The sequence below is a fragment of the Cryobacterium cryoconiti genome, from assembly GCF_004403065.1.
GTDB lineage: Bacteria > Actinomycetota > Actinomycetes > Actinomycetales > Microbacteriaceae > Cryobacterium > Cryobacterium cryoconiti.
Genome location: NZ_SOHA01000014.1, coordinates 34,420 through 59,445 on the forward strand (window position 1 = coordinate 34,420; position 25,026 = coordinate 59,445).

General features: G+C 67.7%; 28 protein-coding genes and 3 tRNA genes. 16 read left to right on the plus strand and 15 right to left on the minus strand.

Translation table 11 applies throughout. The features are described 5' to 3' along the window. Window positions 1-154: 154 nt before the first annotated feature. Window positions 155-835 (minus strand): SDR family oxidoreductase, encoded by a 681-nt coding sequence (locus E3T49_RS05900; RefSeq protein WP_134424038.1) that lies wholly within the window; start codon window positions 833-835, stop codon window positions 155-157. A 191-nt stretch (window positions 836-1,026) separates the two neighbouring features. Here E3T49_RS05900 and E3T49_RS05905 point away from each other — a divergent pair, with 191 nt between their 5' ends. After that, complete coding sequence (locus E3T49_RS05905) at window positions 1,027-1,806, plus strand: M15 family metallopeptidase (protein WP_241972678.1); 780 nt, start codon at window positions 1,027-1,029, stop codon at window positions 1,804-1,806. A gap of 119 nt (window positions 1,807-1,925) precedes the next feature. Continuing rightward, complete coding sequence (locus E3T49_RS05910) at window positions 1,926-2,645, plus strand: amidase domain-containing protein (RefSeq protein WP_134424039.1); 720 nt, start codon at window positions 1,926-1,928, stop codon at window positions 2,643-2,645. A 147-nt stretch (window positions 2,646-2,792) separates the two neighbouring features. On the opposite strand, the gene pgm is transcribed toward E3T49_RS05910, so the two are convergent. Continuing rightward, window positions 2,793-4,409 (minus strand): phosphoglucomutase (alpha-D-glucose-1,6-bisphosphate-dependent), encoded by a 1,617-nt coding sequence (pgm, locus tag E3T49_RS05915; protein WP_134424040.1) that lies wholly within the window; start codon window positions 4,407-4,409, stop codon window positions 2,793-2,795. Between the two features lie 36 nt (window positions 4,410-4,445). On the opposite strand from pgm, the gene pheA reads away from it, so the two are divergent. Continuing rightward, window positions 4,446-5,375, plus strand: coding sequence for a prephenate dehydratase (pheA, locus tag E3T49_RS05920; protein WP_134424041.1), 930 nt, complete (start codon window positions 4,446-4,448; stop codon window positions 5,373-5,375). 35 nt (window positions 5,376-5,410) lie between these two features. Here the strand turns inward: pheA and E3T49_RS05925 are convergent, their stop codons facing one another. Continuing rightward, window positions 5,411-6,406 carry a diacylglycerol/lipid kinase family protein gene (locus E3T49_RS05925; RefSeq protein WP_134424042.1) on the minus strand — a complete coding sequence of 332 codons (996 nt, stop codon included), beginning with the start codon at window positions 6,404-6,406 and terminating at the stop codon, window positions 5,411-5,413. Between the two features lie 48 nt (window positions 6,407-6,454). On the opposite strand from E3T49_RS05925, the gene serS reads away from it, so the two are divergent. From serS to E3T49_RS05950, 5 genes are all read left to right on the plus strand, one after another. Beyond that, window positions 6,455-7,723: a serine--tRNA ligase gene (gene serS, locus E3T49_RS05930; protein WP_134424043.1), complete on the plus strand. Its 1,269-nt coding sequence runs from the start codon at window positions 6,455-6,457 to the stop codon at window positions 7,721-7,723. Beyond that, a complete protein-coding gene (locus E3T49_RS05935) occupies window positions 7,720-8,532 on the plus strand; it encodes an HAD family hydrolase (RefSeq protein WP_134424044.1) in 813 nt (270 codons plus the stop codon). Before serS ends, E3T49_RS05935 begins: the two co-directional genes overlap by 4 nt. Before the next feature lie 121 nt (window positions 8,533-8,653). Further along, window positions 8,654-8,738: transfer RNA gene (locus E3T49_RS05940), tRNA-Ser, on the plus strand. A gap of 40 nt (window positions 8,739-8,778) precedes the next feature. Further along, window positions 8,779-10,065, plus strand: coding sequence for an LCP family protein (locus tag E3T49_RS05945; protein WP_241972679.1), 1,287 nt, complete (start codon window positions 8,779-8,781; stop codon window positions 10,063-10,065). Window positions 10,066-10,152: 87 nt separating this feature from the next. Then, a tRNA-Ser gene (locus E3T49_RS05950) sits at window positions 10,153-10,243 on the plus strand. Between the two features lie 304 nt (window positions 10,244-10,547). Here the strand turns inward: E3T49_RS05950 and E3T49_RS05955 are convergent. Continuing rightward, window positions 10,548-12,110: a carboxylesterase/lipase family protein gene (locus tag E3T49_RS05955; RefSeq protein WP_134424046.1), complete on the minus strand. Its 1,563-nt coding sequence runs from the start codon at window positions 12,108-12,110 to the stop codon at window positions 10,548-10,550. A 30-nt stretch (window positions 12,111-12,140) separates the two neighbouring features. Beyond that, window positions 12,141-12,875, minus strand: coding sequence for a flavodoxin family protein (locus tag E3T49_RS05960; protein ID WP_134424047.1), 735 nt, complete (start codon window positions 12,873-12,875; stop codon window positions 12,141-12,143). Window positions 12,876-12,968: 93 nt separating this feature from the next. Between E3T49_RS05960 and E3T49_RS05965 the strand changes: the two genes are divergently transcribed. Together E3T49_RS05965 and E3T49_RS05970 are read left to right on the plus strand one after the other, a co-directional pair. Next, complete coding sequence (locus E3T49_RS05965) at window positions 12,969-14,339, plus strand: MFS transporter (RefSeq protein WP_134424048.1); 1,371 nt, start codon at window positions 12,969-12,971, stop codon at window positions 14,337-14,339. 49 nt (window positions 14,340-14,388) lie between these two features. Then, a tRNA-Arg gene (locus tag E3T49_RS05970) sits at window positions 14,389-14,461 on the plus strand. A gap of 72 nt (window positions 14,462-14,533) precedes the next feature. On the opposite strand, the gene E3T49_RS16125 is transcribed toward E3T49_RS05970, so the two are convergent. The 5 genes from E3T49_RS16125 to upp form a co-directional block, all read right to left on the minus strand. Next, window positions 14,534-14,704 (minus strand): hypothetical protein, encoded by a 171-nt coding sequence (locus E3T49_RS16125; protein ID WP_166785483.1) that lies wholly within the window; start codon window positions 14,702-14,704, stop codon window positions 14,534-14,536. A 129-nt stretch (window positions 14,705-14,833) separates the two neighbouring features. Then, window positions 14,834-15,025 (minus strand): DUF1918 domain-containing protein, encoded by a 192-nt coding sequence (locus E3T49_RS05975; RefSeq protein ID WP_134424049.1) that lies wholly within the window; start codon window positions 15,023-15,025, stop codon window positions 14,834-14,836. Between the two features lie 91 nt (window positions 15,026-15,116). After that, entirely contained in the window at window positions 15,117-15,551 is a 435-nt protein-coding gene (locus tag E3T49_RS05980) for a MarR family winged helix-turn-helix transcriptional regulator (RefSeq protein WP_241972680.1), read from the minus strand. A 249-nt stretch (window positions 15,552-15,800) separates the two neighbouring features. Continuing rightward, on the minus strand, window positions 15,801-16,496 hold the full coding sequence (locus E3T49_RS05985; RefSeq protein WP_134424050.1) for a winged helix-turn-helix domain-containing protein: 696 nt from the start codon (window positions 16,494-16,496) through the stop codon (window positions 15,801-15,803). 518 nt (window positions 16,497-17,014) lie between these two features. Then, window positions 17,015-17,647, minus strand: coding sequence for a uracil phosphoribosyltransferase (upp, locus tag E3T49_RS05990; RefSeq protein WP_134424051.1), 633 nt, complete (start codon window positions 17,645-17,647; stop codon window positions 17,015-17,017). A 34-nt stretch (window positions 17,648-17,681) separates the two neighbouring features. Between upp and tadA the strand changes: the two genes are divergently transcribed. Next, on the plus strand, window positions 17,682-18,161 hold the full coding sequence (tadA, locus tag E3T49_RS05995) for a tRNA adenosine(34) deaminase TadA (protein ID WP_198414224.1): 480 nt from the start codon (window positions 17,682-17,684) through the stop codon (window positions 18,159-18,161). On the opposite strand, the gene E3T49_RS06000 is transcribed toward tadA, so the two are convergent. Both E3T49_RS06000 and E3T49_RS06005 read right to left on the minus strand, forming a co-directional pair. Further along, window positions 18,118-18,831, minus strand: a complete 714-nt coding sequence (locus tag E3T49_RS06000; RefSeq protein WP_134424052.1) for a glutamine amidotransferase — start codon at window positions 18,829-18,831, stop codon at window positions 18,118-18,120. The two genes, tadA and E3T49_RS06000, sit on opposite strands and share 44 nt — an antisense overlap. After that, window positions 18,828-19,790 carry a cation diffusion facilitator family transporter gene (locus tag E3T49_RS06005; RefSeq protein WP_134424053.1) on the minus strand — a complete coding sequence of 321 codons (963 nt, stop codon included), beginning with the start codon at window positions 19,788-19,790 and terminating at the stop codon, window positions 18,828-18,830. Before E3T49_RS06005 ends, E3T49_RS06000 begins: the two co-directional genes overlap by 4 nt. 67 nt (window positions 19,791-19,857) lie before the next feature. On the opposite strand from E3T49_RS06005, the gene proC reads away from it, so the two are divergent. Beyond that, complete coding sequence (gene proC, locus E3T49_RS06010; RefSeq protein ID WP_134424054.1) at window positions 19,858-20,706, plus strand: pyrroline-5-carboxylate reductase; 849 nt, start codon at window positions 19,858-19,860, stop codon at window positions 20,704-20,706. A 48-nt stretch (window positions 20,707-20,754) separates the two neighbouring features. On the opposite strand, the gene E3T49_RS06015 is transcribed toward proC, so the two are convergent. Next, complete coding sequence (locus E3T49_RS06015; protein ID WP_134424055.1) at window positions 20,755-21,426, minus strand: potassium channel family protein; 672 nt, start codon at window positions 21,424-21,426, stop codon at window positions 20,755-20,757. Next, window positions 21,419-22,849: a TrkH family potassium uptake protein gene (locus E3T49_RS06020; RefSeq protein WP_134424056.1), complete on the minus strand. Its 1,431-nt coding sequence runs from the start codon at window positions 22,847-22,849 to the stop codon at window positions 21,419-21,421. The genes E3T49_RS06015 and E3T49_RS06020 overlap by 8 nt, the downstream gene beginning before the upstream one ends. An 86-nt stretch (window positions 22,850-22,935) precedes the next feature. Between E3T49_RS06020 and E3T49_RS06025 the strand changes: the two genes are divergently transcribed. Both E3T49_RS06025 and E3T49_RS06030 read left to right on the plus strand, forming a co-directional pair. After that, the gene (locus tag E3T49_RS06025) at window positions 22,936-23,382 is read left to right on the plus strand and encodes an ArsR/SmtB family transcription factor (RefSeq protein ID WP_134364384.1); all 447 of its coding nucleotides are present in this window, start codon (window positions 22,936-22,938) and stop codon (window positions 23,380-23,382) included. A 127-nt stretch (window positions 23,383-23,509) separates the two neighbouring features. After that, window positions 23,510-23,608 carry a 30S ribosomal protein bS22 gene (locus E3T49_RS06030; protein WP_003792170.1) on the plus strand — a complete coding sequence of 33 codons (99 nt, stop codon included), beginning with the start codon at window positions 23,510-23,512 and terminating at the stop codon, window positions 23,606-23,608. A gap of 51 nt (window positions 23,609-23,659) precedes the next feature. Here the strand turns inward: E3T49_RS06030 and E3T49_RS06035 are convergent, their stop codons facing one another. Then, window positions 23,660-24,382 carry an HAD family hydrolase gene (locus E3T49_RS06035; RefSeq protein WP_134424057.1) on the minus strand — a complete coding sequence of 241 codons (723 nt, stop codon included), beginning with the start codon at window positions 24,380-24,382 and terminating at the stop codon, window positions 23,660-23,662. Between the two features lie 56 nt (window positions 24,383-24,438). Between E3T49_RS06035 and E3T49_RS06040 the strand changes: the two genes are divergently transcribed. Together E3T49_RS06040 and E3T49_RS06045 are read left to right on the plus strand one after the other, a co-directional pair. Then, window positions 24,439-24,708 (plus strand): glutaredoxin family protein, encoded by a 270-nt coding sequence (locus E3T49_RS06040; RefSeq protein WP_134424058.1) that lies wholly within the window; start codon window positions 24,439-24,441, stop codon window positions 24,706-24,708. Then, window positions 24,705-25,001, plus strand: coding sequence for a Dabb family protein (locus tag E3T49_RS06045; RefSeq protein WP_134424059.1), 297 nt, complete (start codon window positions 24,705-24,707; stop codon window positions 24,999-25,001). Before E3T49_RS06040 ends, E3T49_RS06045 begins: the two co-directional genes overlap by 4 nt. The last annotated feature ends 25 nt before the right edge of the window (window positions 25,002-25,026 follow it).

The window sequence follows — 25,026 nt, forward strand, 5'->3', positions numbered from 1 at the left end:
TCCATTGGATTCACCCCGACGGATGTTCCGGCGGGACCGGGCTCACCGGGTCACCGAGAGAGCGCTCTCACACAGCATTTCAGACATCCGTCGCGCATTCAAGCTGCTTCTTCCCGGGCGGTCGGCGTCGAGCTCGGCGTGAAGCCGACCCGGCCTACGCGAACGCGGCCACGGCGGTGGTGACGGGCGTCTCACCGGACACCAGGTGCAGCACCCGGCGGGTCGCGGCGCCACTCGTGATCAACTCGGCCAGCACGGCGGCGACGTCGGCGCGGGGAACGCTGGCGCTGTCCTCCGGCAGGCCGGGGCCGGCGGGGGTCAGTCGCACCTGACCGGTGCCGGCGTCATCGAGCAGGCCGCCCGGACGGACGATCGTCCAGTCCAGAGGGCGGGTGACGAGGTCGTCTTCGGCCGCCAGCTTGGCCTGAAGGTAGCCGAGGAAGTCCGCCGGGACATCCTCGGGGGTCTGGCCGTTCCGCACCTTCTCGGTGCCGGTCGAGGAGATCTGGATGAAACGGGGCACGCCCGCGGCCTCGGCGGCGTCGGCCAGCAGCACCGAGCCGCCGAAGTCGACGGCCTGCCGGCGCTCCTCGCTGCCGCCCGCTCCGGCTCCTGCGGCGAACACCGCCACGTCGGCGCCGGCCAGAAGATGCGCGACGTCGGCGGCCGAGGACGCCTCGAGGCTGATCACCACCGGCACCGCCCCGTCGGCAATCAGGTCCGCCCGCTGCTCATCCGTTCGAATCAGCCCGACGACCTCGTGGCCGTCCTTCGCCAGCTCCCGGGTCAGCTGACGAGCGATTTTTCCATGTCCACCTGCAATAACAATACGCATAGGAGGTCCAACGCCTCGCCGGCCCGCACAATTCCCCACCCCGGCGATCGAGTTCGACGGGACCCCAGCAAGTCGGTCGCCCGAACGGCCCCGACCGGTCTAGGCTCGCCACCGTGGGGGGACTACAGGCACCAGGGCCGGCGCATCCGTTTCGGCGGAGGCGCATCATTGCGCTGTCAATCGTCATCGCCGTGCTCGCTTCCGGTGCGGTCCTGGCCGGAGCCCTGACGGGGGCACCTCCGCCGCTCGCCGCCAGCCCTGTCGTGGATCCGGTGCCCACCCCCCGCCAGGAGCCGACCGCCACGCCCACCCCGACCAGAGCTGCCCCGACCGGATCCCCGGAGCCTGCCGTGGTGCCCACCTTCAACCGGTCGGCGCGCTCTCTCGACGACCCGGCCAGCATCTGGGTGGTCGTCGACAAGACCCGGCCGCTGAATCCCGCCGACTACTCACCCAGCGACCTCGTCGAGGTGCCGGTGGCCCACGTCTGGACGCCGCTGCTGCGCCGGGAGGCTGCCGACGCCGTCGTCGCCCTGTTCGCAGCCTTCGAGGCCGAGACGGGGTTGCAGTTCCAGTCGCAGAGCGCTTACCGCAGCTACGCCACCCAGGTCGACCTCTATGCCGGCGACGTCGCCGCCAACGGTCAGGCGGTCGCCGACACGAGCACGGCACGACCGGGAACGAGCGAGCATCAGACCGGGCTGGCCATCGACATCAGCGCGCTGCCCGGGAACTGCTCCCTGGCTGCCTGTTTCGGCGACACCGTGCAGGGGCAGTGGCTCGCGCAGAACGCGTGGCGATTCGGATTCCTGTTGCGGTACCCCGCCGACAAGGTGGAGATCACCGGTTACGCCTATGAGCCCTGGCATTTCCGCTTCATCGGCACTGAGCTCGCAGCCGAAATGCACAGCGTTGGAGTGACAACGCTCGAGGAGTTCTTCGGGTTGCCGGCCGCTCCCGGCTACAACTGAGTCCACGCCTCACTGGAACACTCTGACATTTCACGGATAAGTGTGATTATCTGGGGTGTCCCCCAACCGGGGTATTTCGTCGCCCGAACGGGTGACACCCCGATCGAATAGAGATATCTGTGGTTTTGACTCGACGCTTCCGTATCGGCGTTGTCGTACTTGTCCTCGGCGGCCTGGTCGCCGGAACGGCCGCGGTGGCCTCGATGGGCGCGGACGAGCCCACGGCCTCGGCCACCCCGACGCCGGATCCCACGGAGGCCGCCTCGACGAATACCGCGTCCGGAACCGGCGCGACGGAGGCTGACGCAACGGAGCCGGAGCGGGCCGAGCCTGCCGACGCCGGAGAGCCCGTTGCCGTCGACGCCCAGGCGCAGGCCCAGGTGGACTACATGCTCGCCTACTGGACCGACTACAACACCGACGCCTACGGCGTGATCACCGACAACGACTGCGTCAACTTCACCAGCCAGTCCCTGATCGAGCGGGGCTGGACCATGGACGACCAGTGGTGGTCCGAGGGAACCGGCTCCGACTTCGACACGTCCTCGCCCTGGATCAGTTCCACCGCGTTCCGGGATTACGTCGCGCAGTCCGGCCGGGCCACGGCTCTGACGGATGACCAGCGCGACCAGGTCAAGATCGGTGACGTTGCCCAGTTCGACTGGGACAATTCGGGCGACCGCGACCACACCGGGGTGGTCACCCGGATCGAGGGTTCCGGAGACGACATCCAGATCTACTACGCCGGACACACCGACGACACCGACTACCGGTCGGTGGACTACGCGATCACCGAGAAGCACCCGGGCGCCACGGCGTACTACTGGAGCATTCCCTAGCGGGTCTCGACAGGCTCGACCGCCGACAGGCTCGACCGCCGACGCGGGTCTCGACAGGCTCGACCGCCGACAGGCTCGACCCCCGACAGGCTCGACCACCGACAGGCTCGACCACCGCGGTGATCGAGCCTGTCGAGATCCGGCGCGCTACGCGATCGCGTCGTCGACGATCGCCTTCGCCTCGATCTGCACCTGCTTCAGGTGCTCCGGGCCCTTGAACGACTCGGCGTAGATCTTGTACACGTCTTCGGTGCCGCTGGGCCGGGCCGCGAACCAGGCGTTCTCGGTGACGACCTTGACGCCGCCGATAGCCGCACCGTTGCCGGGGGCGTGACTCATCTTCGCGATGATCTTCTCGCCGGCGAGTTCGGTCGCGGTGATCGCGTCACCGTCGAGCTTGGACAGTTGGGCCTTCTGGGCCGGGGTCGCCGCGGCATCCACTCGAGCGTAGGCCGGGTCGCCGAAGTGCTCGGCCAGTTCGGCGTAGCGCTGGCTGGGGCTCTTGCCGGTCACGGCGACGATCTCCGCCGCGAGCAGGGCGAGCAGGATGCCGTCTTTGTCCGTGGTCCAGACGGTGCCGTCGAAACGCACGAAGCTGGCGCCCGCGCTCTCCTCGCCGCCGAAGGCGACCGAGCCGTCGATCAGGCCCGGAACGAACCACTTGAAGCCGACCGGCACCTCCCAGAGGTCTCGGCCGAGGAAGCCCGCGACGCGGTCGATCATGGTGGAGGAGACGAGCGTCTTGCCGATCGCGGCATCCGCCCGCCACCCGTCTCGGTGGCTGTACAGATAGTCGATGGCCACGGCCAGGAAGTGGTTCGGGTTCATCAGCCCGCCGTCGGGCGTGACGATCCCGTGCCGGTCCGCGTCGGCGTCGTTGCCCGTGACGATGTCGAACTCGTCCTTGTGCGCGGCGACGGACGCCATCACCGAGGGGCTCGACGGATCCATCCGGATCTTGCCGTCCCAGTCCAGGGTCATGAAGCGCCAGGTGGGGTCGACGTGGGGGTTGATCACGGTCAGGTCGAGCTCGTAGCGGTCGCGGATGGCGCCCCAGTAGCCGACACTCGCGCCGCCGAGCGGGTCGGCGCCGATCCGGATGCCGCTGGCCTTGATCGCGGCCATGTCGATGATGTTCTCGAGGTCGTTCACATACTCGCCGCGGAAATCATAGGTCTCGACCGCGCTGGGCTCGCTCATCTTCACCTCGTTGAGGCCGCCCGCGATGAGTTCGTTGGCTCGGTTGGCGATCCAGGAGGTGGCGTCGCTGTCGGCCGGTCCACCGTGCGGCGGGTTGTACTTGAAGCCGCCGTCGGAGGGCGGGTTGTGGCTCGGGGTGACCACGATCCCGTCGGCCTCGTCGCTGTTGCCGGCCCGGTTGTAGGCGAGGATCGCGTGCGAGAGCGCCGGGGTCGGCACGTAGTCGTCGAACTCGTCGACCAGGACGCGCACACCGTTGGCGACGAGCACTTCAAGGGCGGTCGTGTACGCCGGCGCACTCAGGGCGTGCGGGTCGGTGCCGATGAAGAGCGGTCCGGTGATGCCCTGGGCTGCGCGGTATTCCACGATCGCCTGGGTGGTCGCGATGATGTGGTCTTCGTTGAAGGCGGTGTTGAGAGAGCTCCCTCGGTGTCCGGAGGTGCCGAAGGCCACCCGCTGGGCGGGCACCGTGACATCCGGTTTCAGGTCGTAGTACGCCTTCACCAGCGCTTCGACATCGACAAGGTCAGATTCCAGGGCCGCTGTGCCCGCGCGTTCGTTCATGGTTCCCAGTCTTGCACTGCAACTAGGCTGATCTCCATGTCCGAGACCCGCAATGTCAGCTACAGCTTCCTCGGACCCACGGGCACGTTCACGGAGGCCGCCCTCGCCCAGGTCGTCGAAGCCCACGGCAAGCCGTGGCGGGCCGTGAACAATGTGGGCGAAGCGTTCGATGACGTCGTGTCCGGCCGCAGCGTGGCCGCGATGATCGCGATCGAGAATTCCGTCGACGGCGGCGTGTCCGCCACGCAGGATGCCCTCGCCAGCGTCCCCGGGCTCCGCATCATCGGTGAGTATCTGGTGCCGGTGAACTTCGTCCTGGTGGCTCGCCCGGGAACCGTGCTGGCCGATGTGAAGACCGTCAACGCGCATCCGGTCGCCTACGCCCAGTGCCGCCGCTGGCTGGAGTCGAACCTGCCCCGCCACGGCCACGTCCCCGCGTCGAGCAACGTGGCCGCCGCCGCAGCGCTGTCCGAATCCGCGCTGGCGGATGCCGCCATCGCCCCGCCCGGGATCGAGAAGCACCACGATGTGGTCGTGCTCGCCCGCAGTATCGGCGACAACCCCAATGCGGTCACCCGCTTCGTTCTCGTCAGTCGCACGACCGCCCTGCCGCCGCGCACGGGCGCGGACAAGACCAGCCTGATCGTGGAGCTGCCCGAGGACCGTTCCGGCGCGCTGCTCGAAATGCTCGAACAGTTCGCCACTCGCGGGGTGAACCTGAGCCTGATCCAGTCGCGCCCGATCGGCGACGCGATGGGACGCTACCGCTTCGTGATCGACGCCGACGGTCACATCCATGACGAGCGGGTGGCCGACGCGCTGCTCGGCCTGCGCCGGTTCAGTCCGCAGGTGATGTTCCTCGGTTCCTACCCGCGGGCCGACAAGCAGCCCATCGAGTTCACGTCCCGTTACGATGACGAGGTCTTCAGCGGAGCGCGGGCCTGGCTGAGCGGCCTGCTCGGCTGAGGCCTGCCCGGCTGAGGCCTGCCCGGTTGAGGCGCTCAGACGCCGGCCGGTACCCGCATCACGAGTGAGACCGGATCGGTGCGCATCGAGACCGAGCGCACGGGACCGAGCGCGTCGCCGTCGATCTCGAAATCGTGGGCTTCGGCCAGCACGATGCGCACGTCGGCGGCCTGCAGCGTCGTCATCACCCGGGCCGTGGTCGATTCGGTGCGCTCGAGGATGCGCCGCCCCACGGCCGACCGCCGCAGCACGCCGTTCTCCCACGTCACCCGGCGCCAGATCGTCAGCCAGCCGAGGAATCCCTTGGGCTGCAGCATCGCGATATCGAGGATGCCGTCGTCGATCCGGGCATCCGGCAGGATCTGGATATTACCCGGCAGCTGGCCGCAGTTGCCGATCAGGATAGTGCTGACGTGCGCCGGGCGGTGTGGGCGGCCGTTCAGGCTGTACCGGATCGGGAACGGCTTGACCCGGGGAAGCACGCGCGCCACGGCGTCGACGTAGGCCAGCCAGCCCACCTTCTTCTTCAGATCGGGGCGGGTGCTGGCGATCATCTGGGCGTCGATGCCGATGCCCGCCATCACCAGGAAGACATGGTCGGATGTGGTCCCGTCCTCGCTGCGAACGGATGCGACCCCGACGTCGATCGGCTTGTCCAGGCCCGTGAACGCGATCGTGGTGGCCTCGTCCAGGCTCGACAGCGGCAGGCGCAGGTTGCGGGCCAGCAGGTTGCCGGTGCCCAGCGGAACGACGGCCAGAGGCACGCCGGAACCCCGCAGCACCTGGGCGACGGCGCGCACAGTGCCGTCTCCGCCCGCCGCGAGCACCAGGTTCGCGCCCTGCGCGAGGGCCAGCCGTGCGGCGGCCTGTCCGGCGTCATCCGCGCTGGTGGAGAACCACAGGGACTCCGCCCAGCCGGCCGCGCCCTCGGCCCGGGACACGCTGGCCCGCAGGCGCTCCGGGTCGACCTTGAGCCGGTTGTAGACAACCGCGGCTCGCCGAACAACGGGAGGCTGATCGGGAGTATCCACCCGGCAAGGCTAGCAAGCTGCCGGGGCAGGCGCTTGTAGACTGGTTCAGTGATTGATCCTGTGCTGCTGCGAGAGAATCCCGACCTCATCAAGCGTTCGCAGAAAGCGCGCGGTGCGTCGGTCGAGGCGGTCGACGACGCGCTCGCCGCCGACACGGAGCGTCGCGCCACCATCCAGGCGTTCGAGGCGCTGCGCGCGTCCCAGAACCAGTTCGGCAAACAGGTGGCTGCCGCGCCCCCCGCGGAGAAGAAGGCCCTCGTCGCCCAGGCGCAGAGCCTCGCCGCCGAGGTCAAAACCGCTGCGGCGGCCTCCGCCGAGGCCGAGGCGCGGTTCACCGCCGTCGTGCGCACCCTGGCGAACCCCATCATCGACGGCGTCCCGGCCGGCGGCGAGGAGAACTTCGTCACCCTCCGCACCCATGGCTCCGTGCCCACCTTCGACTTCGAGCCGCGCGACCACCTCGAACTGGGTGAACTGCTCGGCGCCATCGACATGGCCCGCGGGGCCAAGGTGTCCGGCGCCCGGTTCTACTTCCTGCGCGGCATCGGCGCCCGCCTCGAGATCGCGCTGATGAACATGGCGCTCGACCGTGCGCTCACGGCCGGCTTCATCCCGCTGATCACCCCGACCCTGGTGCGGCCGGAGATCATGGACGGCACCGGGTTCCTCGGCGAGCACGCCGACGAGATCTACTATCTGCCTGCCGACGACCTCTACCTCACCGGTACGAGCGAGGTCGCGCTCGCCGGGTACCACTCGGACGAGATCCTCGACCTGACCGACGGCCCGCTCCGCTACGCGGGCTGGTCCACCTGCTATCGCCGCGAGGCCGGTTCGGGCGGCAAAGACACCCGCGGCATCATCCGGGTGCACCAGTTCAACAAGCTGGAGATGTTCACCTACGTGCTGCCGGAGAACGCGGAGGCCGAGCACGACCGCCTCGTGGCCCTGCAGGAAGACATGCTCCAGGCTCTCGGCCTGAGCTACCGCGTCATCGACGTGGCCGCCGGCGACCTCGGTTCCAGTGCAGCGCGTAAGTTCGACATCGAGGCCTGGGTGCCCACCCAGAACGCCTACCGTGAGCTGACCAGCACCAGCAACTGCACCACGTATCAGGCGCGCCGGCTGGACATCCGTTACCGCACCGAGTCGGGCAAGACCGCGCCGGTCGGCACTCTCAACGGCACCCTCGCGACCACGCGCTGGATCGTGGCCCTGCTCGAAACGCACCAGCAGGCGGACGGCTCGGTGCTGATCCCCGAGGCGCTGCGGCCCTGGCTGGGCGGCCTCGAGGTCATCCGCCCGGTGGGCGCATGACGACGCTGACGGATGCGCCCTGGCTGGTCGCCCTCGACATCGACGGCACCACCATGCACGAGGACGGCACGATCAGCCCCGGCGTGCTCGAACAGATCCAGCGCCTCACCGCGGCCGGCCACGAGGTCATGCTCGCCACCGGGCGCTCGACGGCCACCACGCTGCCGGTGCTGGATCGTCTCGACATCCGGCCGCGCTTCGTGGTCTGCTCGAACGGTGCGATCACCCTGCACCGCGATCCGGATGCGCCCACGGGCTACCGGCGCGAATGGGTCGAGACCTTCGACCCGACGGATGTGCTCCTGCAGATCCGCTCGCACCTCGTCGGCGCCCGGTATGCGGTCGAGGATGAACACGGTTTCTACCGCTACACCGAGCCCTTCCCGGATGCCACGATCGGGCTGGACAGCGAGCACGTCGATTTCGACGACCTCCTCAGCCAGGACGCCACCCGGGTCGTCGTGATCTCACCCGACCACGACATGGAGGACTTCCTCCAGGTCGTGGACCGGATGGGGCTGAACCGGGTGAGCTATGCGATCGGCTGGACCGCATGGCTGGACATCGCCCCGGACGGCGTGAACAAGGCCACGGCGATGGAGCGCGTGCGGGCCGAGTTCGGAATTCCGCGCAGCCGCGTCATGGCCGTCGGTGACGGGCGCAACGACATCGAGATGCTCGAGTGGGCGGGAATCCAGGGCCGGGGAGTGGCCATGGGCCAGGCTCCGCAGGAAGTCCTGTCCGTGGCCAGCGAGATCACCGGAGCCGTGCACGACGACGGGTTGGCCGTCGTTCTGGGCAGCCTGTAGCCGGTGCCCAGCCCGCTGCCAGCATCCTCTGGCACAGTGGGTAGTCCGCGAGCGGTTAGAATCGGTCGGTATTCGCATGTCCGCGTCGCGTGTTCGATCAGCGCAGCCGGGTAGTGAAACGGGAGGGCTGTCCGAGCGGCCGATGGAGCCAGTCTTGAAAACTGGTGGGCAGAGATGTCTCGTGGGTTCGAATCCCACGCCCTCCGCATCTTTATCTGCACGGCCTGCATCAACGAAGGGACCTCAGTGAGCGACCAATTGCGCCCCCGCTCGTCACGATCGAGGAAGCTCGCCACCATCGCCCGCCACGGTCGTCTCCGCCGTTCCAACCCGTTCATCGCTCTGGCCAAGGTTCTCGCCGCGTCGCTGGCCGTCGTGCTCGTGAGCGGCGTCTCCGTTGCCGCGATCGCAACCTACGACGTCGCCGCGAGCGTGCAACCGGACGTGAAGCTCGCCAACGAGACCGCGGGCCCGGCGACCAGCATCGATGCGATCGAGGGTGGGGTGAATCTGCTCATCGTCGGCAGTGACAGCCGCAAGGGCCAGGGCGAAGCGTTCGGCCCGGAAGACTCCACCGGCGACCTCAATGACGTGACCATGCTGCTGCACATCTCCGAGGACCACAGCAACGCCTCCGTGATCAGCTTTCCCCGGGACCTGTATGTGCCTATTCCCGAGTGCCCTGACCCGGAGGGTGGCACCTTCGATTCGATGAGCAGCCAGAAGATCAACACCACGCTCACCTACGGCGGTTTGGCCTGCACGGTTCTCACCGTGGAGAAACTGACCGGCCTGAGCATTCCCTACGCGGCGGAGGTGCAGTTCAACGGTGTCATCGCCATGTCCACGGCCGTCGGAGGCGTTCCGGTCTGTGTCGCCGAAGACATTGAAGACGAGTACACGAACACCTATCTGGAAGCCGGCATGCACACGCTGGAGGGAACGGCCGCGTTGCAATTCCTGCGCACCCGCCACGGCGTCGGCGACGGCAGTGACCTGACCCGGATCAGCAACCAGCAGGTATTCCTGTCCTCGCTCATGCGCACGGTCAAGAGCGCCGACACCCTCACCGACCCGCTCAAGGTCTACTCCCTGGCTAAGGCCGTGACGGCCAACATGAGCCTCTCCACCAGCTTGAACGACGTCTCCACCCTCGCCTCGATCGCGGTGGCGCTGAAGGACATCGACCTCAGCAAGGTCGTCTTCATCCAGGTGCCGACCGGAACGGTCGACGGCGGGGTGGAGGCGGTCGAACCCGACTTCGGCGACCTCTTCGCGGCGGTCGCCGCCGACGCCTCGCTCCAGCTGGGCGGCACCACCGGGGGAGGCGCCACCGTCGACCCGAACGCTCCGGTGGTCGCCGAACCAGACCCGGCAGCCACCGTTGACCCGGCGACCGGTGAGGTCGCGGATCCCGCTGTCCCTGATCCGGCCGTCACGGATCCGTCGACAACCGTGCTCTCCGACTCCGTGACCGGCCAGACCGCCGGCGAACTCACCTGTTCGGTCGGGCGCACGCTCGACGACCAGTAGCGCCCGCCGGCATCCGTCGGCCCGGTTCGTGCGGATGCCGTCAGTACGGTTATGATTGCAATCGTGTGTTTGCATTGCAGGCACCAAGGAGACGTCGCATAGTACGGCTTAGTGCACCACCCTGCTAAGGTGGAGTACCCTTCACGGGGTACCGTGGGTTCAAATCCCACCGTCTCCGCACTGAGATCCTTCGCACAGAAGGTCGTTCGCACGAACAGCATCCGCCCCTCCATGCCGGTTCCCCGGGATGTGGGGGTTTTGTCTTTCCCCCTTGTGCTCTCCCCCTTTTCCTTTTTCCCGCGCCGCACATATCCGCTGCACGTTACTGCGGAGATTTTCGCGACACACCGGGTCTCCGGGCGGGGCGAATGGCGTGTCGCGAAAAACTCCTCTCTTGCCGCGGTGACGGATGACGCGGACCGGGCGCGAAGGCCGGCCGTGCTCTGCCGGCAACCTGCGCCAGACCCAACCGCCGCAGCGCACTAGAAGCCCGGCAGGAACTCCTGCCACACCGCCCGTCGTTCTCCGCGCGGATCCGACTCGATGCGATCGACCGCGTCGATGATCAGGGTCAGCCGGTCCGACTCCGTGTAGGTCGGCCAGGTGTCGTCGGGGCGCCCGGTGCAGGCGAAGCGCAGCCAGTGCAGGCGCATCCGTTCGCCCGCGTTGATGAAGAGTTCCCGCCCGCCCAGCAGGCTCATCGCCCGGGCCACGGGACCGTCGACGTGGTCGAACAGGGCGAACAGCTCGATGCCGTGGGTGGCGCCCATGCCCAGCAGGTGCATGAGTCGGGGGGCCAGGTCGAACCGGTAGGCGTAGACCGCCGCGAACCGCGAGTGGAAATCGCCGATCTGCAGGCTCGGAAACCAGAACACGAAATCCCCACCGAAGTCGGCCGATGACCTCTTCGCCGGAAGGCTGGCATAGACGGTCCGCATCGCGTCGTGCGAATTCACCGGGGCGTGGTCGAAAATGGCCGCGATGCGCTTGGGCGATTGCGGCAGGATGTCCACCCGTCCCCGGAACAGGGAGCCCTCCCGCTCGTTCGTGCCGATGATCAGCGGCACTCGGTGCGCGGTCCCGTCCCGGAAGGCGTCGAGGGTGCGCTCGGGCAGGAAGTCCCCGTCGATCACCGGGATCAGGCAGAAGGTACCCGGGTTCGCATCGGGGGTTCGCGACTGCAGTTCCACCGCGGCCCGGGTCAGGTCGGTCACGGCCGCGCCGGTCAGCAGCTCGTTCGGGGAGAGGGCGTCCGCGTCCGGTTCGAGCGATCGCAGTTCCGCCACGAACTCTGCCGCCCAACCCTCCGTCAGCGCATGCGAGAACGACGCGCTGGTGGGTGGGCTCTGCGCGATCGCACGGGCGAACAGGCCCTTCGCCGCGGGCGTCACCATCAGGTGCAGCACGGCATTGGCGCCGGCCGACTCCCCGAACACGGTCACATTGTGCGGGTCGCCGCCGAAGGCACGGATGTTGTCGCGCACCCACTCCAGCGCGGCCACCTGGTCGCGCAGGCCCAGGTTGCTCTCGAGGGGCCGTTCCGGGGTGGAATACCGGGAGAAGTCGAGGTAACCGAGAGCCCCCAGGCGGTAGTTGAAACTGACGTAGACGACCCGGCCGGTGCGCACGAAGCTCTCGCCCCGGCCGGTGAAGTCCTGTGAGGAGCCCACGCTGTAACCCCCGCCGTGGATGAAGACCATCACCGGGCGGCCCAGGCGTTTGCGGGACGACGACGCCGGCCGCAGCACGTTGACGGTCAGGCAGTCCTCCCCGGCCGGTACGCGCGGCCGGGTGCCCTTGAACTGGCTCTTGTAGGGCTGCGGCGCGACCCGGCCGAACGTGGAGGCGTCCCGCACGCCCTGCCAGGGAGCGACGGGCTGCGGGGCCCGGAACCGCAGTTCCCCCACGGGCGGTGCGGCGTAGGGGATCCCGCGCCAGGCCAGGATGCCGTCGTCGGCCACGCCGCGCACGACCCCTCCCGTTACCCGCACGTCCAGCCGGCTCCGGGGAGAAGTCGGCGCCACGGGGGTCAGGGTCACGGTCATGGTGGGCTCACTTCTGGCGCAACGGCGCCGCTATCGGTACTCCGGGTTCGGCTGGAATCCGAATCGCTCGCCCTGGTCCCACTCGGCGCGGAGGTTGCCGTAAGCGGGGATGCCGCCGTTGGCCTTCAGAATCGCGGCCAGGTGCATCAGGTTCCAGGTCATGAACGTGGTGTTGCGGTTCGTGAAGTCGTTGTCCGGGCCGCCGGAGCCCGGGTCCAGGTAGCTCGGTCCCGGCCCGATCGCGCCGAGCCAGCCGGAGTCCGCCGCCGGGGGGATCGTGAACCCGATGTGCGCCAGGCTATAGAGCACGTTCGACGCGCAGTGCTTCACGCCGTCCTCGTTGCCGGTGATGACTGCTCCGCCCACCTTGCCGTAGTAGACGTACTGGCCCTTGTCGTTCATTTCGCCCGACATGGCGTACAGCCGTTCGATCACGCGCTTGGTGACCGACCCGTTGTCGCCGAGCCAGACCGGCCCGCCGATCACGACGATGTCGGAGGTGCGCACCTTGTCGAACAGGGCCGGCCAGGCATCCGTCGCCCACCCCCGTTCGGTCATATCGGGGTAGACGCCGGTGGCGATGTCGTGGTCGACGGCCCGGATTGTTTCGACGTAGACGCCCTGCTCGTGCATCAGGTTGATGCTGAGGTTCATCAGGCCCTGCGTGTGGCTGATTTCCGGGCTTCGTTTGAGGGTGCAGTTGATGAACAGGGCGCGCAGGCCCGCATATTCGAAGGATGCCTGGGTGTTGCGGGTCGGGGTCATGGCGCCAGTTTTGCACCGGCCCCAGACCTCGGCTAGGGCGGTGCGCGGCGCTCCGGGGTGCGCCCGCAGGCCCCGAGGAGGTTAGATGAGAGGATGATAGCCAGAGACCGCCGGGTACTGATCGTGGCCATTCTGGCGTCGTTCGTCGCCTTCCTGGACGGGTCCATCGTCACGGTCGCGTTGCCGGCGATTTCGGCGGAGCTCGGCGGCGGGCTGGCGTTGCAGCAGTGGGTGGTCGACGGCTATCTGCTCTCCCTGGGCGCCCTGATCCTCGTGGCCGGGTCGCTCTCCGACACGTTCGGCCGGGTGCGGGTGCTCCGGATCGGCCTCGTCTGGTTCGGAATCACCTCGCTCGCGTGCGCGGTGGCACCCTGGGGGAGCGCGCTCGTGCTCGCCCGGTTGCTGCAGGGCATGGCGGCCGCCCTGCTCGTGCCGAGCTCCCTGGCTCTGATCACGTCCACCTTCTCCGGAGCGGCACAGGCTCGCATGATCGGCGCCTGGACCGGTTGGACCGGGATCGCGGGCATCATGGGCCCGGTGCTCGGCGGCATCCTGGTCGACACGCTGAACTGGCGCCTCGTCTTCGGGCTGAACGTGATCCCCATCGCGGTCACGCTGTACCTGCTGGCAGGACTGCACGAGCCGGGGCGCACCCGGCCGGCCGCGCCGCTCGACGGGTGGGGTGCCGGTCTGGCCGCGCTCGGCCTGGGCGGTGCCGTCTTCGCCCTGATCGAGCAGGGCCGGCTCGGCTGGTCCAGCCCGATCGTGTTCGTCCCGTTCATCGTCGGGGTGCTCGCCTTCTCCGCCTTCCTCTGGTGGGAGGCGCGCGCGCCGCATCCCATGATGCCTCTGGACCTGTTCCGGATCCGTAATTTCGGGGTGGGCAACCTCGCCACGGTCGGTGTCTACGCGGCCCTCAGCCTCGGCTTCTTCGTCGTCACGGTCTATCTGCAGCAGGTCGGCGGCTTCTCCGCCACGGCGGCCGGCTTCGCGGGCATCCCGGCAACCGTCATGCTGCTGCTCCTCGCGACCCTGTTCGGCACGCTCGCCGGCCGCTACGGCCCACGGATGTTCATGGCCGTCGGTCCGGTCGTCGCGGGTCTCGGTTTCCTGCTGCTGCGTGGGGCGGTGCCGCCCATCGACCTCTGGGTGGACGTTGTACCGGCCATCGTGGTGGTCGGCCTCGGACTGGCCATCACCGTGGCGCCTCTGACCTCCGCGGTGCTGGGATCGATCCCCGCTGAGCAGGCCGGGATCGGGTCGGCCGTCAACAATGCCGTGGCCCGGGTGGCCGGGCTGATCGCGGTGGCTCTGGCCGGAACCATCATCGGGGCGGCGCTCGACGTGGCCGGCTTCCAGCGTGTGATGGTGGTCGTGGCGGGCCTGATGATCGCCGGGGGGATCGTTTCCTGGCTCGGAATTCGCACCCCCGCAGCGCTTGCGGCACCAGAGCGCCCCGAATAGCTGTTATAGTTTTCAAGTTGTCATAGAGCGCTTAGCTGAATGACAGCCTGCGCTCGTAGCTCAACGGATAGAGCATCTGACTACGGATCAGAAGGTTGGGGGTTCGAATCCCTTCGGGCGCACAACATAAAACCCCCGCAATCGTCCAGATTGCGGGGGTTTTTTCGTACCCGGGGCGCGGCCCGTCGGGCAGGTCAGCGCGCGGCCACCAGGGTCCGGGGCTGGTGGGCCGACTCGCGGCGCACATTCGTGCGGTCGCATCCGGTGCAGCTCAGAACGTAGACCGGGAGGGCGTGGTGCTCGGCGTGCGCCGGGTTCGGCGTCAGGCGAGCGGCCGAGTGACAAAAGGGACACGTGATTCTCATGGCTGAGGCTCCTGTTCTTGTACCCGCCACGATCTGCAACGCGTAATCCGAAGTTAACTCAGGTCGGCTCGGCGCAGTACCCCCTTGACCCGGCCGGATGCCTGTGCTCGGCCGTCTCGGGACGCGGCTCTACGAGTGGTCGATGTGCTCGATCATGAAGTCCGTGCCGGGGTAGACGATGCTCTCGTGCGCTTCACTGAACCGCACGAGGTAGGGCGGTTCGCCGTCCGGTCCGCGAACCTCCAGAATCACGCCATGCCGGTCCGAAGCCTCCACCGTCTTGCCTCGAATGACGATCCGGTCTCCCTGCGCTGCGTGCATGGGAACCACCTCCTCGCCGGTTACCGTACGCCCGCCCGTGGTGTCTGCACAGGGGGCGCGGGGGCGGTGCGCCGGCGAAGGGGCGGCAGGGTCAGTCGCTGCCGCGGAGGCGGTCGCAGAGAGCGGTCAGCTGTGTGAGTTCGTCGGCGCTCAGGGTGTCGCCGATGCGCTCGGTGATGGTGTCCATGTGTTGCAGCGCGACCCGGCGGAAGAGCTCGAAGCCGGCATCCGTCAATTCGATCAGCGCGCCGCGGCCGTCGGTCGGGTCGGTGTGCTTCTGCACGAAACCGCGCAAAGCCAGCCGGTCGACCAGACGGCTCACGCTGGGCTGGGTGAGTAGCACGTGCCGGTTCAGATCGCGGAGCCGCAACTGCCGTCCGGGTGCCCGGGACAGGTTGAACATGACGTCGTACTCGTTGAAGGAAATCTCCCGGGACGGGAAGTCGGCGGCGATACTGCGCATGATGGCGACCTGGGCGCGGAACAGGGACTCCCAGGCGGCTACAGCCACGGCTCGATCGGTCACGCTGCCTCCACATCCTTGAACTCCAAGAATAGAGACTCCGTACGAAGCCGCCTCATCCACTCGTGGCGAATTCAAAGAAAAATAACGAACGGATAACTAGCTTCTCGTTACGCGTTCGTTATATATTCGGAGTGCGTCAACCGTTTGCTGTGGCGGAAGACGCGAAATGTGATTGCAGGACACTCTTGGTGCAAGGGAAGAGGGCCGGTCGTAGCTACTACGACCGGCCCTCTGTCATGCAGGCACCACTCAGAAGACGTCGGGGCTGGGCGTGCTGGACTGGCGGATCGACACGTCGGCGTGCCGGTCGAAGCGGTAGCCGACGCCGCGCACGGTGCGCACGATGTCCTCGTAGCGGCCGAGCTTGGCCCGCAACCGGCGCACGTGCACGTCGATCGTGCGCTCGTTCGGGGCGTCCTCGTCGTCCGCGGCGTTCCAGAGCTTGGAAATCAGCTCGGCACGTTCGATGGTGCGGCCTTCGCGCAGCACGAGGTACTGCAGCAGTTCGAATTCCTTGTAGGTGAGCGCCGCGGTCTCGCTGTCGAGGATGACGCGCTTGCGGGAGATGTCCACCACGACGCCGCCGGGCGCGCGGTCGGGGTCTTCGGCGACGTTGCGGTGCTTGGCCAGGGCGGTGGGGTCCTGCAGCGCGAGGCGTACGACGTCCACGTCGCGGCCGCCGGCGCCGGCCGGTGCCAGTGCGACGGCGGCATGGGTCTCCGCGGCCGGGGCGATCGTACTGGTCAGCGCCTTCAGGGCCTCGACGATGCGGCTGAGGCTGGTTCCGGCCGCTGCCGCGGTGTCCTCGTCGATGCCGACGTACAGAACGAAGCCGCGGGCCTGCGTGCCGTCGGGCACGGCCCGGATGCGCGGCGCGGCCGGGGTGGGAGCGGTCTGAAGTTCGAGGCGGGCTGAGCGAGCGGTGTCAATGTGAGCAAGCGACATGGCGGTGATCCTTGGCTGGGATGCTGCAGGGGAACCCGACGCACGAAGCGGTTGCGGGTTCGAAAAAGTTCGGCCGGTGAATGGCCTGGAGGCAGTCGAAGAGACTCGGAGTTCAACCGGCCGGCCGCGATACGTCAGCGGGGCGGGAACGGGGCGATGGTTCGCTGGTTAGCGGGACATTCGGCAACACGCGGAGCAGCTGCCGGGCATCAGCATCATGCCGGCAGTCCCGGGGGCCTCGACGGAGGTCTGGGGGCGTGCGCTCGTTGTCATAGTTGCGAGTAAAGCCCACTGTTACGGCGTGTGTCAATTCTGTGACCGAGGATGACGCTGTGCGACGCGCATCACGTTCGGTGACTCTGCGACGGATCGGAGGATCCGCCGCAGAGAGGGAAACTGTGAAAGCATCCGTGATGAAAAGATACTTCATCAAAGATTCGTGAATATGTCGGGGTTGCATGCCATGTGGGTCGCAGGACCTGCATGGCCGGTACCCGGCACCGGATCAGTCGGTTCTGCTACACCAGACCGTAGAGGCGGTCGCCGGCGTCGCCGAGCCCGGGCACGATGTAGCCGTGTTCGTCGAGACGGTCGTCGACGGCGCCGAGCACAATGGTCACTTCACGGCCCTCGAGGGCCTTTTCCACCGCGGCGAGGCCTTCCGGGGCGGCCAGGATGCAGATGGCCGTGACGTCGACGGCGCCACGGTCGAAGAGGAACTGGATGGCCGCGATCAGCGAACCGCCCGTGGCCAGCATCGGGTCGAGAACGAAGCACTGGCGGTCGGACAAGTCGTCGGGCAGACGCTCCGCGTAGGTGGTCGGCTCGAGGGTTTCCTCGTTGCGGGCCATTCCGAGGAAACCGACCTCGGCGGTCGGCAGGAGTTTGACCATGCCCTCGAGCATGCCGAGCCCGGCGCGGAGAATCGGCACGACGAGCGGCTTGGGGTTGCTGATCTGCACGCCGCGGGCCACGGCGACCGGGGTCTGCACGGTCACTTCCTCGACCCGCACACCGCGGGTCCCCTCATAGGCGAGGAGAGTCATCAGCTCTTCGACAAGTGATCGGAATATCGGCGACGGGGTGTTCTTGTCCCGGAGAACCGTGAGTTTGTGGGTGATCAGGGGGTGGTCGGCTACGTGGACTCGCATAGGCTCAATCTACTAGTCGGGGAGAGGAACGTGGATGGGCGAGGTCGATCGCCGGCACAGTGAATGGATGCGGCTGGCCCTGCACGAGGCCCGGGCGGCACTCGAAACGGGCGACGTTCCCGTGGGCGCGGTGGTGCTGGACGCTGCCGGCACGGTCATCGGGCGTGGGCGAAACGAGCGCGAAGCGCTGCAGGATCCGACCGGCCACGCGGAGATCGTCGCCATCCGACAGGCTGCCCAGGCTCTGGGGGACTGGCACCTGACCGGTTGCACCCTCGTGGTCACGTTGGAGCCCTGCGTGATGTGTGCCGGGGCGATCCTGGCGGCGCGCGTGCCCGTGGTGGTGTTCGGCGCGTGGGACGAGAAGGCCGGGGCCGCCGGTTCGGTGTACGACGTGTTGCGGGACCGCCGGCTCAATCACCGGGCTGAGGTCTACGCCGAGGTCGACGCGGAGGAGTGCGGGGAGCTACTCAGGGCGTTCTTTCTGGATCCAGCCCGTCGAGCCATTCGCTGAACATGGCCCTGGACGCGCTCTGCATGCCCCTGGAGTAGCGTTCCCGGTCACGGCGCAGCTCGCCCGGGTCGAAGCCTTCCGCGGCCACCTCGGCCTCGGAGGCGGCCAGCCAGACCTCGTGCATCTCGGCGGTGACCTCCGGGTGGAACTGCACGGCCAGCGCCCATTTGCCGATGGAGAAGGCCTCATTGCCGTATTGGGGTGAACCGGCCAGTCGCGTCACCCCGTCGGGCAGGTCGAAGGTGTCGCTGTGCCACTGGAAGACGGGGACGCCGCTGATATGGCGCACCGGGGACGCCGCGCCGGCCTCCGTGGGCACCACGGACCGGTAGCCGATCTCGTTCGTCGGCCCGCGGTAGACCCGGGAACCGAGGGCTGTGGCCATGAGCTGGGCGCCGAGGCACACGCCGAAGACGGGCAGGCCCGCGCCGAGCCGGTGCTCGAGCAGCGCGATCTCGTCGTGCAGTGCCGGGAACGCGTCGGCCTCGTAGACCCCCATCTCGCCGCCGAGCACGACCAGCAGATCGCCGTCGGTCGGGTCGAGGGAGCGCACGTCCTCCCGCAGCGTGTCGACGTAACGGACGACGTAGCCGTGCTCCACCAGGACGGGCTCGAGATTGCCGAGGTGGATGGTGTCATCGTGTCGCAGAACGACCGCGGTGCGGCTCACTCACTGCCCTTGATGACGATGGCGTCGGTGGGAGGCTGGCGTCGGTTGGGGTCGACGTACAGGTCCGGTTCGAGGTAGATCACCCGGGCGGCCGGCACGGCCTCACGGATGCGGGCTTCGACCGAATCGATGCCCGCGGCCACGTCGGCGAAGCGGTTGTCGGCGTCGAAGGCGATCTTGGCCGCGACGAGGAGTTCGTCCGGACCGAGGTACAGCGTCTTGAGGTGGATGATCTTCTGCGTCTCCGGGCCGGAGAGGATGGCGCGCTGGATGGATACGGCATCCGCGGTGTCGGCACCCTCACCGACCAGCAGGCTCTTCGTCTCGATGCCGAGCACGACAGCGACGAGCACGAGCAGCACTCCGATGAACAGGGTGCCGATGGCGTCCCAGATCGGGTCGCCGGTGATGATGGTCAGGCCGACGCCGAGGAACGCGAAGACCAGACCTGTGAGCGCGGCGACGTCTTCGAGCAGCACCACGGGCAGCTCGGGCGCCTTGGAGTGCCGCACGAACTGCACCCAGCCCTGCGTGCCGCGCACGAGGTTCGATTCCCGGATCGCGGTGCGCAGCGAGAAGGACTCGAGGCCCATGGCGACCAGCAGCACCAGGATGGGCAGCCACGGAACGTCGAGCGGGTGCGGATTCTGCAGCTTGCTCACGCCCTCGTAGAGGGAGAAAACGCCGCCGACCGAGAACAAAATGATCGACACGACAAAGGCGTAGACGAAGCGTTCCCGGCCATAGCCGAACGGATGCTCCGTGTCCGCTTTCTGCCGCGACTTACGACCGCCCACCAGCAGCAGCACCTGGTTGCCCGAGTCGGCGAGGGAGTGCACGCCCTCGGCGAGCATCGAGGAGGAGCCGGAGAATCCCCAGGCCACGAACTTCGTGATCGCGATGCCCAGATTGGCACCGAGTGCCGCCACGATTGCCTTGTTCCCGCCCAATGTGCTCATTGGGCAATCCTAGAACGATCGAAAAGGCGCCCGGCTCCGGCCCCTGCCTCGAAAGTAGACTCGTCGGATGACTTCGACTGCATCGACCACCCTGCCCACGATCGCATTCCTCGGCGCCGGCTCTATGGCGAGGGCCGTACTCACCGGGCTGCTGCAGCCGGGCGTGACCGTGCAGGGTGGTATTCGTGCCACCAATCGCACCGCCGCCAAGGCCGCCGAACTCCGCGCGACCGAGGGCGTGACCGCCTACGCCACCGCGGAGGACCCGGAGGCCAACCGCACGGCCGTGGCCGGTGCGCGCATCGTGATCGTGGCCGTGAAGCCCGCGATGGTCCCGGACCTCCTGCGAGAGATCGCCGACAGCCTGGAGCCCGGAACGCTGGTCGTCAGCGTCGCCGCCGGCGTCACCATCGCGACGTTCGAAGCCCTGCTGCCCGACTCCGTCTCCGTCATCCGCTCGATGCCCAACACTCCGGCCGTCGTCGGCAAGGCGGTCACGGGGCTGAGCGCGGGGTCCCGGTCCAGCGCCACCGATCTCGAGCTCGCCACGGCCCTCTTCGGCACCGTCGGCGACGTGCTGGTCGTGCCCGAGGAGAAGCTCGACGCCCTCAGTACGATCTCCGGGTCCGGTCCGGCTTACGTCTTCTACCTGATCGAGCAGCTCACGGCCACGGCCCTCGACAAGGGCTTCACCCCGGAGGAGGCCGCGGTCATGGTGAACGGCACCTTCCTCGGTGCGACCACCCTGCTTGCCGCATCCGACCTGTCGCCGACCGAGCTGCGCCGCCAGGTGACGAGCCCGAGCGGCACCACCGAGCGGGCCGTCTGGGAACTCGAGAAGGGTGGCCTCAAGGAGCTGTTCGACCGGGCGACGGATGCCGCGCTCGCCCGGGCCCGCGAACTCGCCGGCCACTGACCCGCGAGTGCCCGGCCAGGCCGGGGTTCCCGGCCGCGAACTCCCGGCCTAGAACTCCAGCGCCGCGAACCGCTCGATGTCGGATTTGGTGCCGGAGACGATGATCAGGTCCTGGTCGGTGACCACGGTCTTCTCGGTGGCGTAGGTGAAGGGTCTGCCGGGGCTCTTCACGCCGACGACGGTGACGTTGTATTTGCGGCGCAGCCCGGATTCGGTCAGGTTCAGGCCCCGGATGGGCTTCGGTGGGATCATCTTGACCAGCGCGAAGTCGTCGTCGAACTCGATGAAGTCGAGCAGACGCCCCGAGACCAGATGGGCCAGTCGTTCGCCTGCCTGCGCCTCCGGAAAAACGACATGGTTGACGCCGATGCGCTCGAGGATCGTGCCGTGGGACTTGGAGATCGCCTTCGCCCAGATCTGGGGGATCCCCAGGTCGACGAGGTTCGCCGCGATGAGCACGCTGGCCTCGACGGACGAGCCGACCGCGCAGACGGCGATCGAGAATTCCTGGGCGCCGATCTGGCGGAGCGCCTCCATGGAGGTCGCGTCGGCCTGCACCGCGTGGGTGACCCGCTCGGACCACTTCTGCACGAGGGTCGCGCTGTCGTCGACGGCGAGCACCTCGCGGCCGAGCCGGTCGAGTTGCCCGGCGGTGGCTGCGCCGAACCGGCCGAGGCCGATCACCAGCACGGGTGCGTCGTGTTTGAAGCGGTCAGCCAACGATGGGTCTCTCTTCCGGACGGGAGAACAGCTGCCTGCTCTGGCTCGCGGCGAGGGCAGCCGCGAGTGTCACTGTACCAATCCTGCCAAGGAACATCGTTGCCGCCAGCACGTACACCCCGGCGGGAGACAGTTCTGCGGTCAGTCCGGTCGACAGGCCGCAGGTGGCGAACGCGGAGATCACATCGAAGAGCACGAGATCCAACGGCGCCTGGGAGATCTGCAGGATCAGGATGGTGGACACGGCCACGGTCGTGGCGCCCCACAGCACCACGCTGACCGCGAGCCGCAGGATGTCGCCGGGGATGCGGCGGCCGAACGCCTCCATCTGGGTTCGTCCGCTGGCCTCGGCGAAGGCCGCCAGAAAGAGGATGGCCAGGGTTGTCACCTTGATGCCGCCCGCGGTGGACGCGGAGCCGCCGCCGATGAACATGAGCATGTCGGTGGCGAGCAGGCTCGCACCGTTCAGGTCGCTGATGTCGAAGGTCGCGAAGCCGCCGGAACGGGTCATCACCGACAGAAAGAGCGACTGGAAAATCGCGTCTCCCGCGCTCAGGGAGCCGAATGTCTTCGGGTTGTCGAACTCGAGTAGGAGGTACGTGGCGATGCCCGCCACGAGCAGCGCAACCGTCGTGAAAAGGGTCAGCTTCACGTGCAGGGACCAGCGCCGGGGGCTGCGCCAGCCTCGGGCGAGGGTGTAGATCACCGGGAATCCCAGACTGCCGAGGAAGGCCCCGAGCATGAGGGCGCTGAGGAACCAGTAATCGCCGGCGAACGGGGTGAGACCCCCGACGTTGGGGGAGAAGCCGCTGTTCGTGAAGGCCATGGCCGCGTAGTAGACGCTCTGCCAGAGCGCTTCGCCGGCAGGTGTCCCGACCGCCAGAATCCGCGGAAAGAGCAGGGCCGCCACGACCAGCTCGATCACGAAGGCGCTGATCGCGACCGTCACCAGCAGGTTGCCGACCTCGCCCAGGCGGATGGCCTGGCCTTCGTTGACCGGCCCGGCGTGGATGCGGGACGGGTTCGTGTCGCTGGCCGCCATCAGCCGGGCGCGCAGCCCCAGGCGCCGGGAGATGACCATGCCCATCAGGGAGGCGAGGGTCAGAACGCCGACGCCGCCGATGTTGACTCCGACCACCACCAGCACGTTGCCGAATGCGGACCAGTGCGTCGCCATGTCCACTGTGGCGAGGCCGGTGACGCAGATCACCGAGACCGCGGTGAAAAGGGCGTCGTGCAGCGGAGTGATCGAACGGTCCACGGTGGCGATCGGCAGCGAGAAGAGCAGGGTGAAGACGAGCACCAGCGCCGTGAACACGAGGATGGCGAAGCGGGACGGTGAGCGGCGGACCAGGCCGTCGACGGAGTCCCGAAGCCAGGCGTACCAGCTGGTGGGACGCGGCGCGAAAGCGGAACCCGCCATCCGTGTCTGCACTGAAACCTCCGACTTGCCCGCGACGAACGGCTGTCGCCATGGTATCCCCCACCGGGAATGACTAGCCTTGGGGCATGGCAGACATATTCGGCGTGGTGGCGGATTCGACCCGACGCGAAATTCTACGCATTCTCCTCGAGCGATACAACCAGTCGAGCACGGCCGGGGGCGAACTCAGCGTGTCTGACATCGTCGACAAGCTCGGGCTGAGCCAGCCGACCATCTCGAAGCACCTCAAGGTGCTGCGGGAAGCGGGTCTGGTGGGAGTGAGGGAAGCCGGTCAGCACCGGTATTACCACCTGGATTACGCGCCGCTCGAGGAGATCGAGGACTGGCTGATCCCGTTCCTGAGCGTCGACTTCGACGCCACCGTCGGGGAGATCGCCGAGGAGGCCGAAGGCCTGAAGGACGAACAGCGGGCATTCGCTGCGGCCATCGGGAAGGCCTTCGCCGACACGTCATTCCAAATGGCGCATGCGGTCAAAGACGCCAAGCCCCGAAAATGGCGCAAAAACGACTGAGCCGACCCGCCCCCCGGCGTTCGAATGTGCAGGGCCGCGTAGGAGAGCGTTCTTTTTCCGGTAGACTGCCATTTACCGTGTCTGTCGCGAATCCCGCGGCGAAACCAATTTCTTTTGTGAGGTCCGTGTGGGTTCTGTAATCAAGAAGCGACGCAAGCGTATGGCGAAGAAGAAGCACCGCAAGCTGCTTCGCAAGACTCGTCACCAGCGTCGTAACAAGAAGTAGACGGTTCAACCGTTCGTAAGATGTACCGGCGTGAGCGCTAGGCCCCTGGGCCTAGCGCTTTTTGCTTGCCCGGGTGGCGGCCGTGATACTGCGGCGCTTGAGAATCATGACCGGCCAGTGGCGCGCCGCCGCGTAACGGCGCAGCGTCGCATCGGGGTTCACGACGACCGGGTTGCCCACCAGGTCCAGCAACGGAATGTCGTTGTGCGAATCGGAGTAGGCCCAGCAGCCGGCCAGGTCGGCCCCGCTGATGGCGGCCTGAATGGTGGCCGCACGTGCCTTCTGGGCGCCGTGGCACACCCCGTCCATCAGGCGGCCCGTGAACACGCCGTCAACGGCTTCGAGCCGGGTACCCAATGCTCCCGTGAGACCGAGCCGCTCGGCGATGACGTCAGCCACCTCCTGTGCCGTCGCGGAGACGAGCCAGACCTCACGTCCGGCCTTCAAGTGGGCGCGGGCAACGGCGACCGTCTCCGGCCAGAGCCGCTGCAGGAGGCGGGCGTCGACGATTTCCGTGCTCAGCGCGACGAGGTCGGCGCGGGTGTAGCCCACGACCACTTCCAGCGCACGCTCGCGGATGCTGGCGAGGTGCACCCCGTTCTCGCCGACCATGAGGAACCGCGCCTGCTTCCACGCGAACGATGCCACGTCCCGGCCGGTGATCAGCCGCCGCCGCCAGGCGCCGACGCTGAGGTGGTACAGGCTCGCGCCGCGCAGCAGAGTGTTGTCCACGTCGAAGAACGCGATGGCTGGGGCGGCAGTGGCTTCGGACATGTGAGCAGCAAGTCTAGTTGCCTGAGTCGTTCCCGGAGCCAGCATAGGCTGGTGCCATGGCTACCGCACTCCTCACCCTGATCGGCAAGCCCGGCTGTCACCTCTGCGACGACGCGAGAGACCTGATCGGCAGTGTCGTGACCAAGCTGGCCGACGACCCGTCGGCCCCGGAGATCGTGATCGAGGAACGATCCATCCTTGATGACGCCGAACTGCACGCCCTCTACGTCGAAGACATCCCGGTGCTTCTGCTCAACGGCAAGGTGCACAATTACTGGCGCATCGACCCGTTGCGGCTGCGCAGCGCGATTCTGGCCGTGCGATGATCCGGCACATCGTCTCCTGGCAGCTGTCCGAGGCCGACCCGGCCCGGAAGGCCGCCCATGCGGCTGAGATCGCGGCCCGCCTCGAAGCGCTCGTGGGCGTCGTCGACGAGATCCGAGCCCTGCGGGTGGGTGCAGATGTGGCCGGCGGCGCCAACTGGGACGTGGTTCTGGTGGCCGACTTCGACGACCTGGACGCGGTCGGTCGCTATCAGGTGCACCCCGCGCATCAGGCGGCGGGAGCGTTCATCCGTTCCGTCGTCTCGGACCGGATGGCCGTCGATATCATCGTCTGACCGGCTCGGGCGGGCACGGCGGCTG

Bases quoted from the DNA above. Each gene is read 5' to 3' on its own strand.
- E3T49_RS06035 (WP_134424057.1), bottom strand. From the start codon at position 24,382: ATGTCCGAAGCCACTGCCGCCCCAGCCATCGCGTTCTTCGACGTGGAC.
- E3T49_RS16125 (WP_166785483.1), bottom strand. From the start codon at position 14,704: ATGAGAATCACGTGTCCCTTTTGTCACTCGGCCGCTCGCCTGACGCCG.
- tadA (WP_198414224.1), top strand. From the start codon at position 17,682: ATGGGCGAGGTCGATCGCCGGCACAGTGAATGGATGCGGCTGGCCCTG.
- E3T49_RS05965 (WP_134424048.1), top strand. From the start codon at position 12,969: ATGATAGCCAGAGACCGCCGGGTACTGATCGTGGCCATTCTGGCGTCG.
- E3T49_RS05985 (WP_134424050.1), bottom strand. From the start codon at position 16,496: ATGTCGCTTGCTCACATTGACACCGCTCGCTCAGCCCGCCTCGAACTT.
- E3T49_RS05935 (WP_134424044.1), top strand. From the start codon at position 7,720: ATGACGACGCTGACGGATGCGCCCTGGCTGGTCGCCCTCGACATCGAC.
- E3T49_RS06045 (WP_134424059.1), top strand. From the start codon at position 24,705: ATGATCCGGCACATCGTCTCCTGGCAGCTGTCCGAGGCCGACCCGGCC.
- E3T49_RS06005 (WP_134424053.1), bottom strand. From the start codon at position 19,790: ATGAGCACATTGGGCGGGAACAAGGCAATCGTGGCGGCACTCGGTGCC.
- E3T49_RS05960 (WP_134424047.1), bottom strand. From the start codon at position 12,875: ATGACCCCGACCCGCAACACCCAGGCATCCTTCGAATATGCGGGCCTG.
- upp (WP_134424051.1), bottom strand. From the start codon at position 17,647: ATGCGAGTCCACGTAGCCGACCACCCCCTGATCACCCACAAACTCACG.
- pheA (WP_134424041.1), top strand. From the start codon at position 4,446: ATGTCCGAGACCCGCAATGTCAGCTACAGCTTCCTCGGACCCACGGGC.
- E3T49_RS05975 (WP_134424049.1), bottom strand. From the start codon at position 15,025: ATGCACGCAGCGCAGGGAGACCGGATCGTCATTCGAGGCAAGACGGTG.
- E3T49_RS05900 (WP_134424038.1), bottom strand. From the start codon at position 835: ATGCGTATTGTTATTGCAGGTGGACATGGAAAAATCGCTCGTCAGCTG.
- proC (WP_134424054.1), top strand. From the start codon at position 19,858: ATGACTTCGACTGCATCGACCACCCTGCCCACGATCGCATTCCTCGGC.
- E3T49_RS06040 (WP_134424058.1), top strand. From the start codon at position 24,439: ATGGCTACCGCACTCCTCACCCTGATCGGCAAGCCCGGCTGTCACCTC.
- pgm (WP_134424040.1), bottom strand. From the start codon at position 4,409: ATGAACGAACGCGCGGGCACAGCGGCCCTGGAATCTGACCTTGTCGAT.
- E3T49_RS06020 (WP_134424056.1), bottom strand. From the start codon at position 22,849: ATGGCGGGTTCCGCTTTCGCGCCGCGTCCCACCAGCTGGTACGCCTGG.
- E3T49_RS05955 (WP_134424046.1), bottom strand. From the start codon at position 12,110: ATGACCGTGACCCTGACCCCCGTGGCGCCGACTTCTCCCCGGAGCCGG.
- E3T49_RS06025 (WP_134364384.1), top strand. From the start codon at position 22,936: ATGGCAGACATATTCGGCGTGGTGGCGGATTCGACCCGACGCGAAATT.